17 protein-coding genes are annotated in these 14,831 nt (G+C 69.4%); 13 read left to right on the top strand and 4 right to left on the bottom strand.

Annotated elements, in window-relative coordinates:
* Position 1: 1 nt before the first annotated feature.
* The 4 genes from HF323_RS04675 to HF323_RS04660 form a co-directional block, all read right to left on the bottom strand.
* Positions 2-931 (bottom strand): TIGR01777 family oxidoreductase, encoded by a 930-nt coding sequence (locus tag HF323_RS04675; protein ID WP_169581440.1) that lies wholly within the window; start codon positions 929-931, stop codon positions 2-4.
* Positions 924-1,349, bottom strand: a complete 426-nt coding sequence (locus HF323_RS04670) for an OsmC family protein (RefSeq protein ID WP_169581439.1) — start codon at positions 1,347-1,349, stop codon at positions 924-926. Before HF323_RS04670 ends, HF323_RS04675 begins: the two co-directional genes overlap by 8 nt.
* Before the next feature lie 123 nt (positions 1,350-1,472).
* Positions 1,473-2,051: a DUF4395 domain-containing protein gene (locus HF323_RS04665; RefSeq protein WP_169581438.1), complete on the bottom strand. Its 579-nt coding sequence runs from the start codon at positions 2,049-2,051 to the stop codon at positions 1,473-1,475.
* Positions 2,044-2,481: a thioredoxin family protein gene (locus HF323_RS04660; protein ID WP_169581437.1), complete on the bottom strand. Its 438-nt coding sequence runs from the start codon at positions 2,479-2,481 to the stop codon at positions 2,044-2,046. Before HF323_RS04660 ends, HF323_RS04665 begins: the two co-directional genes overlap by 8 nt.
* A 107-nt stretch (positions 2,482-2,588) precedes the next feature.
* Here HF323_RS04660 and HF323_RS04655 point away from each other — a divergent pair, with 107 nt between their 5' ends.
* The 13 genes from HF323_RS04655 (at position 2,589) to HF323_RS04595 (ending at position 14,733) form a co-directional block, all read left to right on the top strand.
* Positions 2,589-3,398, top strand: coding sequence for a thymidylate synthase (locus HF323_RS04655; RefSeq protein WP_169582098.1), 810 nt, complete (start codon positions 2,589-2,591; stop codon positions 3,396-3,398).
* Positions 3,395-3,904, top strand: coding sequence for a dihydrofolate reductase (locus tag HF323_RS04650; protein ID WP_169581436.1), 510 nt, complete (start codon positions 3,395-3,397; stop codon positions 3,902-3,904). Before HF323_RS04655 ends, HF323_RS04650 begins: the two co-directional genes overlap by 4 nt.
* Positions 3,905-3,913: 9 nt before the next feature.
* The gene (locus HF323_RS04645; RefSeq protein ID WP_169581435.1) at positions 3,914-4,678 is read left to right on the top strand and encodes an SDR family oxidoreductase; all 765 of its coding nucleotides are present in this window, start codon (positions 3,914-3,916) and stop codon (positions 4,676-4,678) included.
* 46 nt (positions 4,679-4,724) lie between these two features.
* The gene (gene dapA, locus HF323_RS04640) at positions 4,725-5,702 is read left to right on the top strand and encodes a 4-hydroxy-tetrahydrodipicolinate synthase (RefSeq protein WP_169581434.1); all 978 of its coding nucleotides are present in this window, start codon (positions 4,725-4,727) and stop codon (positions 5,700-5,702) included.
* A 114-nt stretch (positions 5,703-5,816) separates the two neighbouring features.
* A complete protein-coding gene (locus tag HF323_RS04635) occupies positions 5,817-7,493 on the top strand; it encodes a ribonuclease J (RefSeq protein WP_169581433.1) in 1,677 nt (558 codons plus the stop codon).
* A 78-nt stretch (positions 7,494-7,571) separates the two neighbouring features.
* Entirely contained in the window at positions 7,572-8,066 is a 495-nt protein-coding gene (locus HF323_RS04630; protein WP_169581432.1) for a GNAT family N-acetyltransferase, read from the top strand.
* A gap of 73 nt (positions 8,067-8,139) precedes the next feature.
* Positions 8,140-10,827 carry a DNA translocase FtsK gene (locus tag HF323_RS04625; protein WP_169581431.1) on the top strand — a complete coding sequence of 896 codons (2,688 nt, stop codon included), beginning with the start codon at positions 8,140-8,142 and terminating at the stop codon, positions 10,825-10,827.
* A 26-nt stretch (positions 10,828-10,853) separates the two neighbouring features.
* A complete protein-coding gene (gene pgsA / locus HF323_RS04620) occupies positions 10,854-11,426 on the top strand; it encodes a CDP-diacylglycerol--glycerol-3-phosphate 3-phosphatidyltransferase (RefSeq protein ID WP_169581430.1) in 573 nt (190 codons plus the stop codon).
* Entirely contained in the window at positions 11,423-11,884 is a 462-nt protein-coding gene (locus tag HF323_RS04615; RefSeq protein ID WP_169581429.1) for a CinA family protein, read from the top strand. The genes pgsA and HF323_RS04615 overlap by 4 nt, the downstream gene beginning before the upstream one ends.
* Positions 11,885-12,053: 169 nt before the next feature.
* Entirely contained in the window at positions 12,054-12,362 is a 309-nt protein-coding gene (locus HF323_RS04610; RefSeq protein ID WP_169581428.1) for a helix-turn-helix transcriptional regulator, read from the top strand.
* A 38-nt stretch (positions 12,363-12,400) separates the two neighbouring features.
* On the top strand, positions 12,401-12,625 hold the full coding sequence (locus tag HF323_RS04605; protein WP_169581427.1) for a DUF3046 domain-containing protein: 225 nt from the start codon (positions 12,401-12,403) through the stop codon (positions 12,623-12,625).
* Positions 12,626-12,938: 313 nt separating this feature from the next.
* Positions 12,939-13,988 (top strand): recombinase RecA, encoded by a 1,050-nt coding sequence (gene recA, locus HF323_RS04600; RefSeq protein WP_169581426.1) that lies wholly within the window; start codon positions 12,939-12,941, stop codon positions 13,986-13,988.
* 1 nt (position 13,989) lies between these two features.
* The gene (locus HF323_RS04595; RefSeq protein ID WP_169581425.1) at positions 13,990-14,733 is read left to right on the top strand and encodes a regulatory protein RecX; all 744 of its coding nucleotides are present in this window, start codon (positions 13,990-13,992) and stop codon (positions 14,731-14,733) included.
* Positions 14,734-14,831 lie beyond the last annotated feature (98 nt).

The following is a 14,831-nucleotide window of genomic DNA, read 5'->3' as shown; positions in this document are numbered from 1 at the left end:
CTCATCCCGCCGCGGGCACGGTCGCCGCGATGGCGTCCTCGACGGTCGCGTGGCGGAACTCGAAACCGGAGGCCTCCAGCGCGGCCGGCACCACGTGGGCGTCGGTCGTCAGGATCGCCTCGGTGGCATCACGGCCGAGCACCGTTCGCACCGCCCAGACCGGTGCGCGCAGCAGGAACGGCCGATTGAGGCGCACAGCGAGGGCGAAGCCGAGATCGTTCGCCGTCGCGCGGGTCGGCCCCGTGAGATTCACCGGTCCGTCGAGATCGGAGTCGATCACATGGCGGATCGCCCGCACCTCGTCATCGAGGGAGATCCAGGGCCATACCTGCGTGCCTCGGCCGATCGGCCCGCTGACTCCGAGCTTGGTCAGAAGGATGAGCGGCTTGAGGATGCCGTCGCGGTGCACCACCGGCGCGGTGCGCAGCAGCGCGACGCGGGCGGAGTCACCCGCCCCCCGGGCCGCCGACTCCCACTCCGCGCACACGTCCGCGAGGAACGTCTCGCCGCGAGGGGAGCCCTCGTCGAGGGTGCGTCGCGGCGCCGAGCCGTAGTAGCCGACCGCGGATGCGTTCACGAGTGCCGGGGCATCCGTCCCCAGTTCGCGCACCGCACGCGCGAGCGCCTGCGTCGGGGTCACGCGTGACCACAGCAGCGTGTTCTTGTACTTGCGCGTCCACGGGAATCGTCCGATGCTGGCGCCGTTGAGGCCCACCACCGCGCGCGCGCCCTCGAGCACCGCCGGATCGAGGGGCATGGTGTCGGTCAGCCACTCCACCTCGTCGGGCGATGCCGGCGGCCGGCGGACGAGTCGCGTCACCTCGATGCCGTCGGCGCGCAGGCTGTCGACGAGGGCCGAGCCGATCAGTCCCGATCCCCCCGCGACGACCACACGGCCGGCGGGGGAACGGGGCGTCTCGGCCTCAGGCAAGCGTGGCCTCGATCGTGATCTCGACGCCCGCCAGGGCCTGCGAGACCGGGCAGCCCGCCTTCGCCTCCTGCGCAAGGCGCTCGAACTCCTCTGGGTCGAGTCCCGGGACGACCGCGTTGACGTTGAGGTGGCTCCCCGTGATCCCCGTGCCCGGCTTGAAGGTCACCGAAGCCGTCGTGTCGATCGACTCGGGCGGGGTGCCGTTCTCGGCAAGGGCGAGCGAGAAGGCCATGCTGAAGCACGAGGAATGCGCCGCCGCGATGAGCTCCTCAGGGGTGGTCACCGAGGTGGAGCCCTCGCTGCGGGCCTTCCAGTTGACGTCGAAGGTGCCCAGGCCAGACGACTGGAAGGTCACCTCGCCGGATCCGTCGAAGAGGCCGCCCTTCCAGGCAGTGGTGGCTTCGCTCGTGACCGTCATGGGTGCCTCCCTATCGTCGCGCCCGCGGGCCGGGCGTCTCGCGGTCAGCCTAACGGCGGTCGCCACGGCACGCGAAGGGTTGACGGCAGGATCTGACGCCGGCGAGTTCCGCCGCGCGAGGGATCAGGCCGAGGCGGGCCGCGCGCGGCCGAGCACGCCGAGCCGCTGCAGGACGAGGTACAGCTGGCAGCCGAGGCACAGCCCGAAGGCGGCGTTGAGGAATGCGGCGACGAAGGCCATCGCGGCCGCGATCGTGAGCGCCCACGGCACGCCGAACAGCTGCAGCACCAGGCCGAGCGTGGCGACGAAGAGGCCGACGCCCTGCGCGAAGCGGGGTGGGCGCGGGTCCTCGAGCTCCGCGGGAGCGGCCAGTCGCGGCGCGACCGCCTTGCGGAAGAGGATCGCCCAGGGGGCCGTGCGCGGCGAGAGGACGCCCCAGAGGAACAGCACGGCGATCACGAAGAGCAGCAGGAACGCCGGGTCGAGGATCCGTTGCGCGACTGTCGCCTGCGGAAGGAGCCATGCCCCGTCGCCGACCGTACGCTGCCCGGCGAACCATCCGAACGTGCCGTAGCCGTACGCGGTGGACAAGCCGGTCAGTCCCAGATAGACGTCGATCAGCAGCAGCGCGGCCGTGACGCCGGCGACGAAGCGGGGCCCACGAGGGTCGATGCCGCGCGGGGCATTCGTCTTCTCAGGCATTCGCTGTCTCCGTGGTGAGGCGGGTGAGCTCCAGTTCGAGCACCTCTCGACTGGGGACGCCGCCGAAACGGGTCTGGACAACGCCGTTGCGGTCGAGCAGGAGCGTGGTCGGGGTCTGCAGCACGTGGAAGTGCCGGGCGATGTCGGGGCGGTGCGTCAGGTCCACGTCGAGGTGGCGGACGCCTTCGTGATCATCCGCGATCGCCGACAGCGTGCGGTGCACGCCCGGGCAGCGTGCGCACAGCTCGGTGCTGAACTGCAGCAGGGTGGCGACCTCGCCGAGCTTGTCGGCGCCGAGCCGGTGGGGCTCGACGATCTCGTGGGCGATGTGGCGATGGGGCTGCGACTGGCGCCACCGCAGGTACACGCCCACGGCCACCGTCAGCGCGAGGAGCGCGGCGATGGCGACGAGGGCGTCGATCAGGTTCACAACTGATGAGGGTATCTCGGTTCGGCTGAGGGGAACCCGGATGCCCCAATGTGACGCTCCCGGCGTAACAGAGCCGGACGGGGGGAGGCGCGGGTATCGTGGCAGCCGTGACCGGCGCGATCCCGACCCCCTACGAAGATCTCCTCCGCGACGTGCTGGAGCACGGCACGCACAAGGACGACCGGACGGGTACCGGCACGACCAGTGCGTTCGGGCGCCAGATCCGCTTCGATCTGTCGCGGGGCTTCCCTCTCATCACGACCAAGCGCGTGCACTTCAAGTCGATCGCCTATGAGCTGCTGTGGTTCCTCCGGGGCGAGTCGAACGTCGCCTGGCTGAAGGAGAACGGCGTCACCATCTGGGATGAATGGGCCGACGCCGAGGGCGAGCTCGGTCCGGTGTACGGCGTGCAGTGGCGGTCCTGGCCGGCGCCCGATGGCACCCATATCGATCAGATCTCGCAGGTGATCGACCAGATCCGATCGAACCCCGACTCCCGGCGACTCCTGGTGTCGGCATGGAACCCGGCCGACATCCCGGACATGGCGCTCGCACCGTGCCACGCGATGTTCCAGTTCTACGTCGCCGACGGACGGCTGTCGTGCCAGCTCTACCAGCGCAGCGCCGATCTCTTCCTCGGGGTGCCGTTCAACATCGCCTCGTATGCGCTGCTCACCCTGATGGTGGCTCAGCAGACCGGGCTGGAGCCCGGGGACTTCGTCTGGACGGGCGGCGATTGCCACATCTACGACAACCACCGCGAGCAGGTCCGCGAGCAGCTCACGCGCGAGCCCTACCCGTACCCGAACCTCAGGTTCGCACGCACGCCCGCTTCGATCTTCGATTACACCTACGAGGACTTCGTGGTCGAGAACTACCAGCACCACCCGGCGATCCGCGGGGCGGTCGCCGTATGACCGCACGCATCGGCCTGGTGTGGGCCGAAGCGATCGGCGGCGTGATCGGGGCGGACGGCGGAATGCCGTGGCACGTGCCGGAGGATCTCGCCCACTTCAAGCGCACGACGATGGGCGCCCCGGTCGTGATGGGTCGCCGCACGTGGGAGTCGTTCCCCGATCGCTTCCGTCCTCTGCCGGGTCGCCGCAACATCGTCGTCACCCGCAACGAGGACTGGACGGCGGAGGGTGCCGAACGCGCCGCGTCACTGGACGACGCGCTCGAGCTGGCGACCGACGACGATCCGGAGTGGATCTGGGTGATCGGGGGAGGCGAGCTCTTCCGCGCCGTCATCGCCTCGGCGGACCGGCTCGAGGTCACCGAGCTCGACCTCGAGGTCGAAGGCGACACCTTCGCTCCCGACCGCGCCGGATGGACCCCGGTCGCGATCGACCCGCCGGACGGGTGGCGCACCTCGACAGGCGGCATCCGCTACCGCTTCCTGCGCCTCGAGCGGGAGTCCTAGGCTTCGGGCATGGCGAAGACGGCTGTCATCACAGGAGCCAGTTCCGGTCTCGGTGCCGAGTACGCGCGGCAGCTCGCCGCCCGCGGGGCCGGCCTCGTGCTCGTCGCTCGCGACCGGGGGGCGCTCGAAGGAATCGCGACGGATCTGCGCGGGCGGTATCGGGTCGAGGTCGACGTGCTCGCCCTCGACCTCCTCGACCCGGACCAGTGCGCCGCGCTCGAACGCCGCCTCGGCGATGCGAACCGCCCCGTCGAGATGCTCGTGAACAACGCCGGCTTCGGGCTGCCGCTGGCGTTCGAGCGCAACGACATCGACGACGAGGTGCGTCATCTGCACCTGCACGTCGAGGTGCCGATGCGCCTCACGCATGCGGCACTGGAGGGGATGCTCGCGCGCGGGAGCGGCCGGATCCTCAATGTCGCCTCGGTGGCGGGTTTCACCCCCCGGTCGACGTACGGGGCATGCAAGGGATGGCTGATCAGCTTCAGCCGGTGGGCCAACAGCGCCTACGCGTCGCGCGGCGTCACGGTGACCGCGGTCTGTCCCGGCTTCACCCACACGAACTTCCACGAGCGTGCCGGGCTTCCTCCGGGGCAAGAGGGCGTGCCGGACTGGATGTGGCTCGATGCCCCGGCAGTCGTCGAGGAGTCCCTGCGCGACGCGGCCCGCGGCAAGGCGGTGTCCATCCCGTCGCCGAAGTACAAGGTGCTGGTCGCGCTCGCCCGCCTGCTGCCGTCGAGCCTGGTGGCGCGCGCCGCGCGGACCGGTCGGTGATGCATCGAGCGCGGCGGGGGCCGCGGCATCCCGATAACCTGAAGACATGACGCACTCGGGCAACCCCTTCGGACAGGTGCTCGTCGCGCTCGTCACCCCGATGACGGCGGACGGTGAGGTCGACTGGCCGGCCGTCGAGAAGCACATCGACGACGTCATCACGGCCGGTGCCGACGGCATCGTCGTGACGGGCACCACAGGCGAGACCTCGACCTTGACCGACGCCGAGAAGATCCGGCTGGTGGAGGTCGGCAAGGACGTGTCGTCCGGCCGCGCCAAGATCATCACGGGCGGCGGCTCGAACGAGACCGCGCACGCGATCGAGCTCTACAAGGCGAGCGAGAAGGCAGGCGCCGACGGCATCATGATCGTCACGCCGTACTACAACAAGCCGACGCAGGCGGGGATCCTCACGCACTTCCGGCTCGTGGCCGACGCGACCGACCTGCCGGTGATCCTGTACGACATCCCGGGTCGCACCGGCGTGCCGATCCGCTACGAGACCATCCTGCGGCTCGCGAAGCACCCGAACATCCTCGCGATCAAAGACGCGAAGGGCGACTTCAGCGAGGTCAGCCGTGTGCTCAACCAGACCGACCTGATGTACTTCTCGGGCGACGACGCCAACGTGCTTCCGCACCTGTCGATCGGCGCCACCGGACTCATCGGCGTGACGGCGAACATCGCCGCCGCGCCGTACCGTGTGATCGTGGACGCGGTCAACCGCGGCGACCTGGCTGCCGCGACGGCCGCCCACAAGCAGCTCGAGCCGCTCGTGCGCGCGGTCATGACCCACGTTCCCGGCACGGTGTCGGCGAAGTACATCCTGCACGGCCTCGGCCGCATCGGCAGCCCGCGGGTGCGGCTGCCGCTCGTCGGTCCCGAGGAATGGGAAGCCGCGAAGATCGAGGACGAACTGGCCCTCGTGCACGAGGTTCCGGGTGCGGACTTCTCCAACTTCCGCCCCGACCGCAATGCCGCCGCCGGCGGCGCCCTGCCGAAGGTGTCGGGCACCACCAGATGACGACGCGCACCGGTGGGCGCCCTGCGCACCGGAGTGAACAGTGGACGGATGCCGCGGCATCCGCAACGACCGCCGGCGATCCCGGCGCACCGGATTGACTCCAGGAGGCCGAGCATGCCCACCACCCCGTACGATCCGCCCGCTCTCGAACAGGGCACCCTTCGGGTCACCCCCCTCGGCGGCCTGGGCGAGGTCGGCCGCAACATGACCGTGTTCGAGTACGGCGGCAAGCTGCTCGTCATCGACTGCGGCGTGCTGTTCCCCGAGGAGCACCAGCCGGGCGTCGACCTGATCCTCCCGGACTTCGAGCCGATCAAGGGCCGCCTCGACGACATCGTCGGGGTCGTGCTCACCCACGGCCACGAGGACCACATCGGCGCCGTGCCGTACCTGCTCAAGCTCAAGCCCGACATTCCCATCGTCGGATCGGGGCTCACGCTCGCCCTCACCGAGGCGAAGCTCAAGGAGCACCGCCTCAAGCCCTACAGCCTCACGGTGACCGAAGGCCAGCGTGAGAACCTCGGCCCGTTCGAGCTGGAGTTCATCGCGGTCAACCACTCGATCCCGGACGCGCTCGCCGTCGCCGTGCGCACGCCCGCCGGGCTCGTCCTCGCGACCGGGGACTTCAAGATGGACCAGCTTCCGCTCGACGGGCGCCTGACCGATCTCCGGTCGTTCGCGCGCCTCGGCGAAGAGGGGGTCGACCTCTTCCTCGTGGACTCGACGAATGCCGACGTTCCGGGTTTCACGCCTCTCGAGCGCTCGATCGGTCCCGTGCTGGACCAGGTGATCGGAAAAGCCCCCCGGCGGGTGATCGTGGCCAGCTTCTCCAGCCACGTCCATCGCGTGCAGCAGGTGCTGGATGCCGCGGCCGCTCACGGTCGCCGAGTGGCGCTCCTCGGCCGGAGCATGCTGCGGAACATGACCATCGCTGAGGAGCTCGGCTACCTCACGGTCCCCGAGGGCGTCCTGATCGACTACAAGAAGGCGCGGGATCTGCCCGAGGATCAGATCGTCTACATGTCCACCGGGTCGCAGGGCGAGCCGATGGCGGTGCTGAGCCGCATGGCGAATCTCGACCACGCCATCGAGCCTGGTCCCGGCGACACCGTGATCCTCGCGTCGAGCCTCATCCCGGGCAACGAGAACGCCGTGTACCGCGTGATCGACGGACTGACCAAGCTCGGAGCGAACGTCGTGCACAAGGGCAACGCCAAGGTGCACGTCTCCGGGCATGCGGCCGCAGGCGAACTGCTCTACTGCTACAACATCCTCAAGCCCCGCAACGTCCTGCCCATTCACGGCGAGTACCGCCACCTGATGGCCAATGCGCGGCTCGCGCAGGACACCGGCATCGACGCCGATCGCACGATCCTCGCCGAGAACGGCACGGTCATCGATCTCAAGGACGGCGATGCCCGCGTCGCGGGTCAGCTCGATCTCGGCTTCGTCTACGTCGACGGCTCGACGGTCGGAGAGATCACCGACGCCGACCTCAAGGACCGGCGCATCCTCGGCGAGGAGGGCTTCATCTCGGTCATCGTCGTGGTGGACGCCTCGACGGGCAAGGTGATCTCGGGTCCGGAGATCCACGCGCGCGGGTTCGCGGAGGACGACGCGGTGTTCGACGACGTCAAGCCGAAGATCGCGGCGGCGCTCGCCGAGGCCGCGAAGTCGGGCGTGCGCGACCAGCACGCGCTGTCGCAGATCGTCCGCCGAACGATCGGCCGCTGGGTGAACCAGTCGCTGCGTCGCCGGCCCATGATCGTGCCGCTCGTCATCGAGGCGTAGGCGGCAGCCGACCGCTTCCCGGCGTCATCCGGCGGGCGGGGAGCCGAGGCATCCGCTCTCCGTCGCTATGATCGCCGCATGCCCGCCTCCTTCCGCGTTCGCGCCGCCACCCAGGCGGACGGCGGGTTCCTCGGCGACATGGTCGTCGAGGCGGCGAACTGGCGCCCCGGCGGCGGGCGCCCGAAGCACCAGGTGATCACGGGGTCCGACCACAGCCGGTACGTCTCGGGCTGGATGCGTCCGGGTGACGCCGGCTTCGTGGCCGAGGACGCCAACGGCGAGCCGATCGGCGCCGCGTGGTACCGGATGCTGCCTCGCACCGATCCGGGGTTCGGTTACGTCGGGACGGGTGTGCCCGAGCTGATCATCGGCGTGCGTCCGATCTGGCGCGCCCACGGTGTCGGTCGTGCGCTGCTGCAGCGGCTGTGCGACCACGCCCGATCGCAGGGGTACGGGCGGATCAGCCTGAGCGTCGAGCGCGGCAATTTCGCCGCCACGCTCTATCGGAGCGAGGGATTCGCCGTCGTCGAGGCGGCGCATGGCCGCGACACGATGGTGAAGCGCCTGCGCTGACGCCCCGGCGCGGGCCCGCCGAAGCGCCGCGTGGTTCCCCGGAAAAGTCGGGGGCCCGGCTTACCTTGGGGGAATGGCCAGGAGCTCCAGCCCGACCAAGAGCGGTCGCGCGCCTTCCCGCACGCAGGCGTCATCGTCGCGCGCCAAGAAGCCCGAGCCGGCGCCGAAGCGCTATGTCGGCGAGTCCGACAGGCCGCCGGTGATCGTGCGTGCCTGGCTCGGTCTCGCCCACGCGACGGGGGCGCTCTTCCGTGCCTTCGGGCCCGAGACGCTCGAGAAGGATCAGCGCCGTGACGGCTTCCCGTTCCTCCTCGTGCTGCTCGCGGTCGCCGGTGCGGTCAACGAGTGGTTCTTCATCGGCAACGACGTCGCCGGCGCCATCAGCGCCTATACCGTGGGCGGGCTGATCGGACGCGAGGCCTTCATCCTCCCCGTCCTGCTCCTCCTGCTCGCCGGATGGATGTTCCGCCACCCGTCTTCGGTGCACGACAACGGCCGGATCGGCATCGGCTTCGGGCTCCTCATCCTGACGATCGCCGGGTTCTGCCATGTCGCGGGCGGCCGTCCGCAGCCGAACCAGGGCCTGCCCGAGCTCAGCACCGCCGGTGGCCTCTTCGGCTGGATGATCGGCGAGCCGCTCGCCCTCGTGCTCACCGATGTCGGCGCCTACGTCGTGCTCGCCCTGCTCGCGGCGCTCAGCATCCTGATCGTGACGAAGACTCCCCCCAACCGCATCGGGCGTCGCCTCGGCGATCTGTACGCCTGGATGTTCGGCGCCGAGCCGCGTGCCGAGCAGGCGACGGATGCCTCGGCTCCCGCCGACGACGACAGCGACCCCGCTCTGCCGTGGTGGCGCCGCAACAAGACGGGGCGCGAGCAGGACACGGACGGCACGCTCGGGTCCGACGACCTCACGGCGCTCCTCAACCCGGGTGCCTCCCAGGGCGGATTCGAGCAGGTGCTGGAGCCCCCCGCGCCGCCGGCTCCGGTCGCACCCGCCGACGCGCTGACCGAGGTCATCGATCCGGGCGTCGCGTCAGCCGCGAAGTCGAAGGCCGGCGGCACGTCGCTGCGCGACGACAGTGAGGATCCGCTGGACGACGGCCTGCTGCCCGGACTCGACGGCATCGGAACCGATCTTCCAGCCGGCGCCGCGGCCGCGCCGTACCGGCTTCCCTCGGTCCACGCGCTCGCTGCCGGCACGCCGCACGTCGCGCGCTCGCAGGCCAACGACGAGACGGTTCGCGCGATCACGAGCGTCCTGGACCAGTTCTCTGTCGACGCCCGCGTGACCGGCTTCTCGCGTGGGCCGACCGTCACGCAGTACGAGATCGAGCTCGGCCCCGGCGTGAAGGTCGAGCGCATCACAGCGCTCACCAACAACATCGCTTACGCGGTGGCATCCAACGAGGTGCGCATCCTCGCGCCGATCCCGGGCAAGAGCGCGATCGGCGTCGAGATCCCCAACACCGACCGCGAGATCGTGACGCTCGGCGACGTGCTGCGCTCGCAGAACGCCCAGCAGTCGACCCACCCGATGACGATCGGCGTCGGCAAGGATGTGGGGGGCGGATACGTCGTGGCGAACCTCGCCAAGATGCCCCACCTGCTCGTGGCCGGCTCGACAGGCTCGGGCAAGTCGAGCTTCGTGAACTCGATGATCACGAGCCTGCTCATGCGCGCCAAGCCCTCCGACGTGCGGATGGTGCTCATCGACCCCAAGCGCGTCGAGCTCACCTCCTACGCGGGTGTGCCGCACTTGATCACGCCGATCATCACGAACCCGAAGAAGGCGGCCGAAGCGCTGCAGTGGGTCGTGAAGGAGATGGACATGAGGTATGACGACCTCGCGTCTTTCGGCTTCCGTCACATCGACGACTTCAACAGGGCTGTCGTGGCGGGTGAGATCACCCTGCCGGCGGGCAGCGAGCGCATCCTCAAGCCGTATCCGTACCTGCTCGTCGTCGTCGACGAGCTCGCCGACCTCATGATGGTGGCCCCCCGCGACGTCGAGGACTCGATCGTGCGTATCACGCAGCTCGCGCGCGCGTCGGGCATCCATCTCGTGCTTGCCACCCAGCGCCCGTCGGTCGACGTCGTGACCGGTCTCATCAAGGCCAACGTGCCGTCACGTCTCGCCTTCGCGGTCACGAGCGTCACCGACTCACGCGTCATCCTGGATCAGCCCGGCGCCGATCGCCTGATCGGTCAGGGCGACGGCCTCTTCCTGCCGATGGGCGCGTCGAAGGCGCTCCGCGTGCAGGGAGCGTGGGTCAGCGAGCAGGAGATCGAGAAGGTCGTCAAGCACGTCACCGCGCAGGCTCGGCCCGAATACCGCCCCGACGTCCAGGCGGTCGCCGAGAAGAAGGAGATCGACGCCGATATCGGGGACGACCTCGAACTCCTGCTGGCAGCCGCCGAGCAGATCATCTCGACGCAGTTCGGCTCGACGTCGATGCTCCAGCGCAAACTCCGCGTCGGCTTCGCCAAGGCCGGTCGCCTGATGGACCTCCTGGAGTCTCGCGAGATCGTGGGGCCCTCGGAGGGCTCGAAGGCGCGTGACGTTCTCGTGACGCCCGATCAGCTGCCGGCGGTGCTCGCGCGACTGCGCGGCGACGACGTGCCGCAGGCCGCGCCCACGCCGGCGGCGACTGCCGACGCCTACGGTGCCGATGCGGTCGCGGCGCAGTACGACGGCTACCCGGTCGTCGACGCCGATGACGGGTCCGAGGACGCCTGGGGGCTCACGGGCCGCGAATGACGCACCTCGCCCGTTAGGCTCGGGCCATGGCGATCCCGCGGCAGCTTCCCAACGCGATCACGATCGTGCGCATCCTGTGCGCACCGGTCTTCCTCTGGATGCTGCTGGCCGACGGCGGCGCGGACGGCCCGTTGCGGTGGTGGGCGGCGGCGCTCTTCATCGTGGCGATCGCCACGGATGGGATCGACGGTTATCTCGCCCGCAGGAACGACATCGTCACCGACCTCGGCAAGCTCCTCGATCCCATCGCCGACAAGGTGCTCACGGGTTTCGCGTTCATCGGGCTCTCGATCCTCGGCGAGCTGCCCTGGTGGATCACGGCGCTGGTCCTGGTGCGCGAGGTCGGCATCACGATCCACCGGCTGATCGTCGCGAGCGATCACGTCGTCGCGGCCGCATGGATGGGCAAGCTCAAGACACTCGCGCAGGGGGTCGCCCTGTCTCTGGCGCTGCTTCCGTTGTGGACGGTGGTCGGAGACTGGATCTTCTGGGTGAACGGGGTCACCATGGCCATCGCCGTCATCCTCACTGTGGCGAGCGGGATGGACTACGTCATCACCGAGACGCGCGGCGCGCGCCGGACGAAGGGCACGGCGTGACGGATGCCGCGGCCGCCCTCGGCCGTCTCGCGGCGAGGCGATGGACCGTCGCCGTTGCGGAGTCGCTGACCGGAGGACAGGTGGCCTCGACGATCGTGGAGGTCCCGGGCGCGTCGGCGGTGTTCCGCGGGGGAGTGGTCGCCTACGCGACGGACGTGAAACGGAGCGTCCTCGGTGTCGACGGCGAACTTCTCGCCTCGGTCGGCGCGGTCGACCCCGGAGTGGCCAGGCAGATGGCCGAGGGCGTGCGCCGCCTCCTGGGGGCCGATGTCGGTATCGCCACCACCGGCGTCGCCGGCCCCGACCCGCAGGATGGCACGCCGGTCGGAACCGTCTGCATCGCGGTGGTGACGCCCGAGGGCGAGGCGGTGGCCACTCATTCGTTCGGCGGTGGCCGAGCCGCGATCAGGGCGGCTGCGACGGAGGCGGCGCTGACGGCGTGCCTCGGACTGGTCTAGCGCGAGGCATCCGATCGATTCCGGCCACTCGGGAACACACCGTGTTTCTTCTCGGTTACATTCGGTGATTCCCACCCATTCCCCAGTTGGCGGCATTAGATTGGCATCGTCCGGTGCGGTACTGTTGTCCACCCCGGGAAGCGGAATCAGAAGTGAGGAGGGGGCCACAATGATTCTGGTTCGTCAAGAGATCGGCGAAGTTCTTCGTGATTTCCGCCAGCAGAAGGGGCGCACCCTCCGGCAGGTGGCCAGCCGCGCGAGCGTGGCTCTCGGCTATCTGAGCGAGGTCGAGCGCGGGCAGAAAGAGGCGTCGAGCGAGATCCTCGCCTCGGTCGCCGAGGCGCTCGACGTTCCGATCTCCACCATCATGCGCGAGGTGGGTGACCGCATCTCCGTGCTGGAGGGCATCCAGACCTTCCCCGACGTCGTCCCCGACGAACTCGTCGCGTCCGTCGACGCCGAGCTCTCGCTGCGCTGACGCGCATCGCCCCGTCTTCTCCGGAGCCGCACGCCTTCATGCGCCGCAGTGAATTCGACCGAGCCGTCACCGACGAGTTCGGTCCCCGCGGCAGCGCGCTGATCGCGGACCTCGTGCTGTCGGCCGTCGGCGATCGCACCGCGGTGGAGGCGCTCGACGCCGGCTTCCCCCCGCGTGACGTCTGGCTGGCGCTGTGCGCCGAGATGGACGTGCCGCTCGAACGCCGCTACGGCGCCGGACGCCTCGAACCCAAGAAGCGCTGAAAGACCCTGCTGCGGGGCGGGGCGTCATGTCGCCCTCCGCAGGGAGCGCTGCGCGCTCCTGCTCGGGACCCAGGTCGCCGCCGCCATGCGGCGTGTCGTATCGAAGGTGTGTTCGATTCCGGCGTAGGCTCCTGCACAGCAGGTGTCGAGGACGCGTCTGTCCACGGGAGCGGGGGAGTGTAGGCCGATGTCGGAGCCCCTCTCTAGCGTGGACGACGTCGAACGACACCTCACGCCTTGTCGCAGCATCCGTCCCACCGGGGCGGGGCGCGACAGCCTACAGGCGACGGAACGCGAGCATTAGGAGCACGTCATGCCCTCAGCAGTTGACCGCGAGAAGGCCCTCGAATCGGCCCTCGCACAGATCGACCGGCAGTTCGGAAAGGGCTCGGTCATGCGGCTGGGCAGCGACGAGCGCGCTCCTGTCGAAGTCGTCCCGACGGGCTCGATCGCCCTCGACGTCGCACTCGGGATCGGCGGCCTTCCGCGCGGCCGCATCATCGAGATCTACGGTCCGGAGTCGTCGGGTAAGACGACGCTCACGCTCCATGCGATCGCCAACGTGCAGCGCGCCGGCGGCATCGCCGCGTTCATCGACGCCGAGCACGCGCTCGACCCCGACTACGCGCAGAAGCTCGGTGTCGACATCGACTCCCTTCTGGTCTCCCAGCCCGACACCGGTGAGCAGGCGCTCGAGATCGCAGACATGCTGGTGCGTTCGGGTGCGATCGACCTCGTCGTGATCGACTCCGTCGCCGCCCTCGTGCCCAAGGCGGAGATCGAAGGCGAGATGGGTGACTCCCACGTGGGTCTGCAGGCCCGCCTCATGTCGCAGGCGCTCCGCAAGCTCACCGGTGGTCTCAACCAGACCAACACCACAATGATCTTCATCAACCAGCTGCGCGAGAAGATCGGCGTCTTCTTCGGGTCGCCCGAGACCACCGCCGGTGGAAAGGCGCTCAAGTTCTACGCTTCGGTGCGCCTCGACATCCGCCGTATCGAGACCCTGAAGGACGGCACCGAGGCGGTGGGAAACCGCACCCGTGTCAAGGTGGTCAAGAACAAGATGGCGCCGCCCTTCAAGCAGGCGGAGTTCGACATCCTCTACGGTGTCGGCATCTCGCGCGAGGGCAGCTTGATCGACTTCGGTGTCGAGCACGGCATCGTCAAGAAGTCGGGTGCCTGGTACACGTACGACGGCGATCAGCTCGGTCAGGGCAAGGAGAACGCGCGCAACTTCCTCCTCAAGAACGAGGACGTCGCGGCCGAGATCGAGTCGAAGATCAAGGCGAAGCTCGGCATCGGCCAGCCGAAGGCCGTCGAAGCCCCTGCGGACGACCTGGCCGCACGGCGCCCCGCCTGACATGAGTCGTGAAGACGGGGGCGAGCGCGACTCGCTCGCCCCCGTGATCCCGCTCTTCGGCGGTCCGGTACCCGAGCGGCCCGAACCCAGGAGGGCCGCCAGCAGATCGGACGCCGCGGACAGCGACGAGGACTGCGCCGTCGAGAGCGACGGCGTCCCCGCCTGGCATCCGACATGGACGGGCGCGAGCGTGTCCAGCGCACACGGGGGAGAGGGTGATGCCGTCTACGGCGCCCTCGAGGCCGCCGACGCCCCTCCCGGCCTCGAGGCAGCCGAGAAGGCACTGCTCAAGAGGCTGCGCACGCGATCGCTGTCCGTGTCCGAAGCGCGAGTTCTGCTGCGCGAGCACGACCTCGACGACGTCTCGATGGAGACCGTCATCACGTCCCTGACCGGCTACGGCTATCTGGACGACGCAGCGCTGGCAGAGCAGCTCGTGCATGTCGGCGTCGACCGCAAGGGTCAGGGACGTCAACTGATCGCTCAGACACTCGCGAAGCGCGGCATTCCCCGCGACATCGCCGACGGCGCCCTGCTGGCGCTCCCCGACGATGATCTGCAGCGGGCGATCGAGTACGCGAAGGGCAAGGTCCGTTCGCTCCGCTCGCTCGATCGTGAGACGGCACTGCGCAGGCTGTCCGGGCAGCTTGCGCGCCGCGGGTACAACGGATCCCTCGCGATGACTGCCGCTCGCATCGCTCTCGACGAACGACCCGAGGACATCGGAGGCGTGCGGTTCCGCTGACCGGCTGTTCCACTGACCGGCTGTTCCACCCGCTCGCAGACGAGCCGCAGGGGTGCGGCGGGATGCCAGACTGGCTCCACGCCGATTCGAGGAGGACC

The organism is Microbacterium sp. MF43 (assembly GCF_012847295.1).
Classification (GTDB): Bacteria; Actinomycetota; Actinomycetes; order Actinomycetales; family Microbacteriaceae; genus Microbacterium.
Note: the sequence above shows the minus strand (reverse complement) of the source record. Positions and strands in the feature narration are given on the sequence as shown.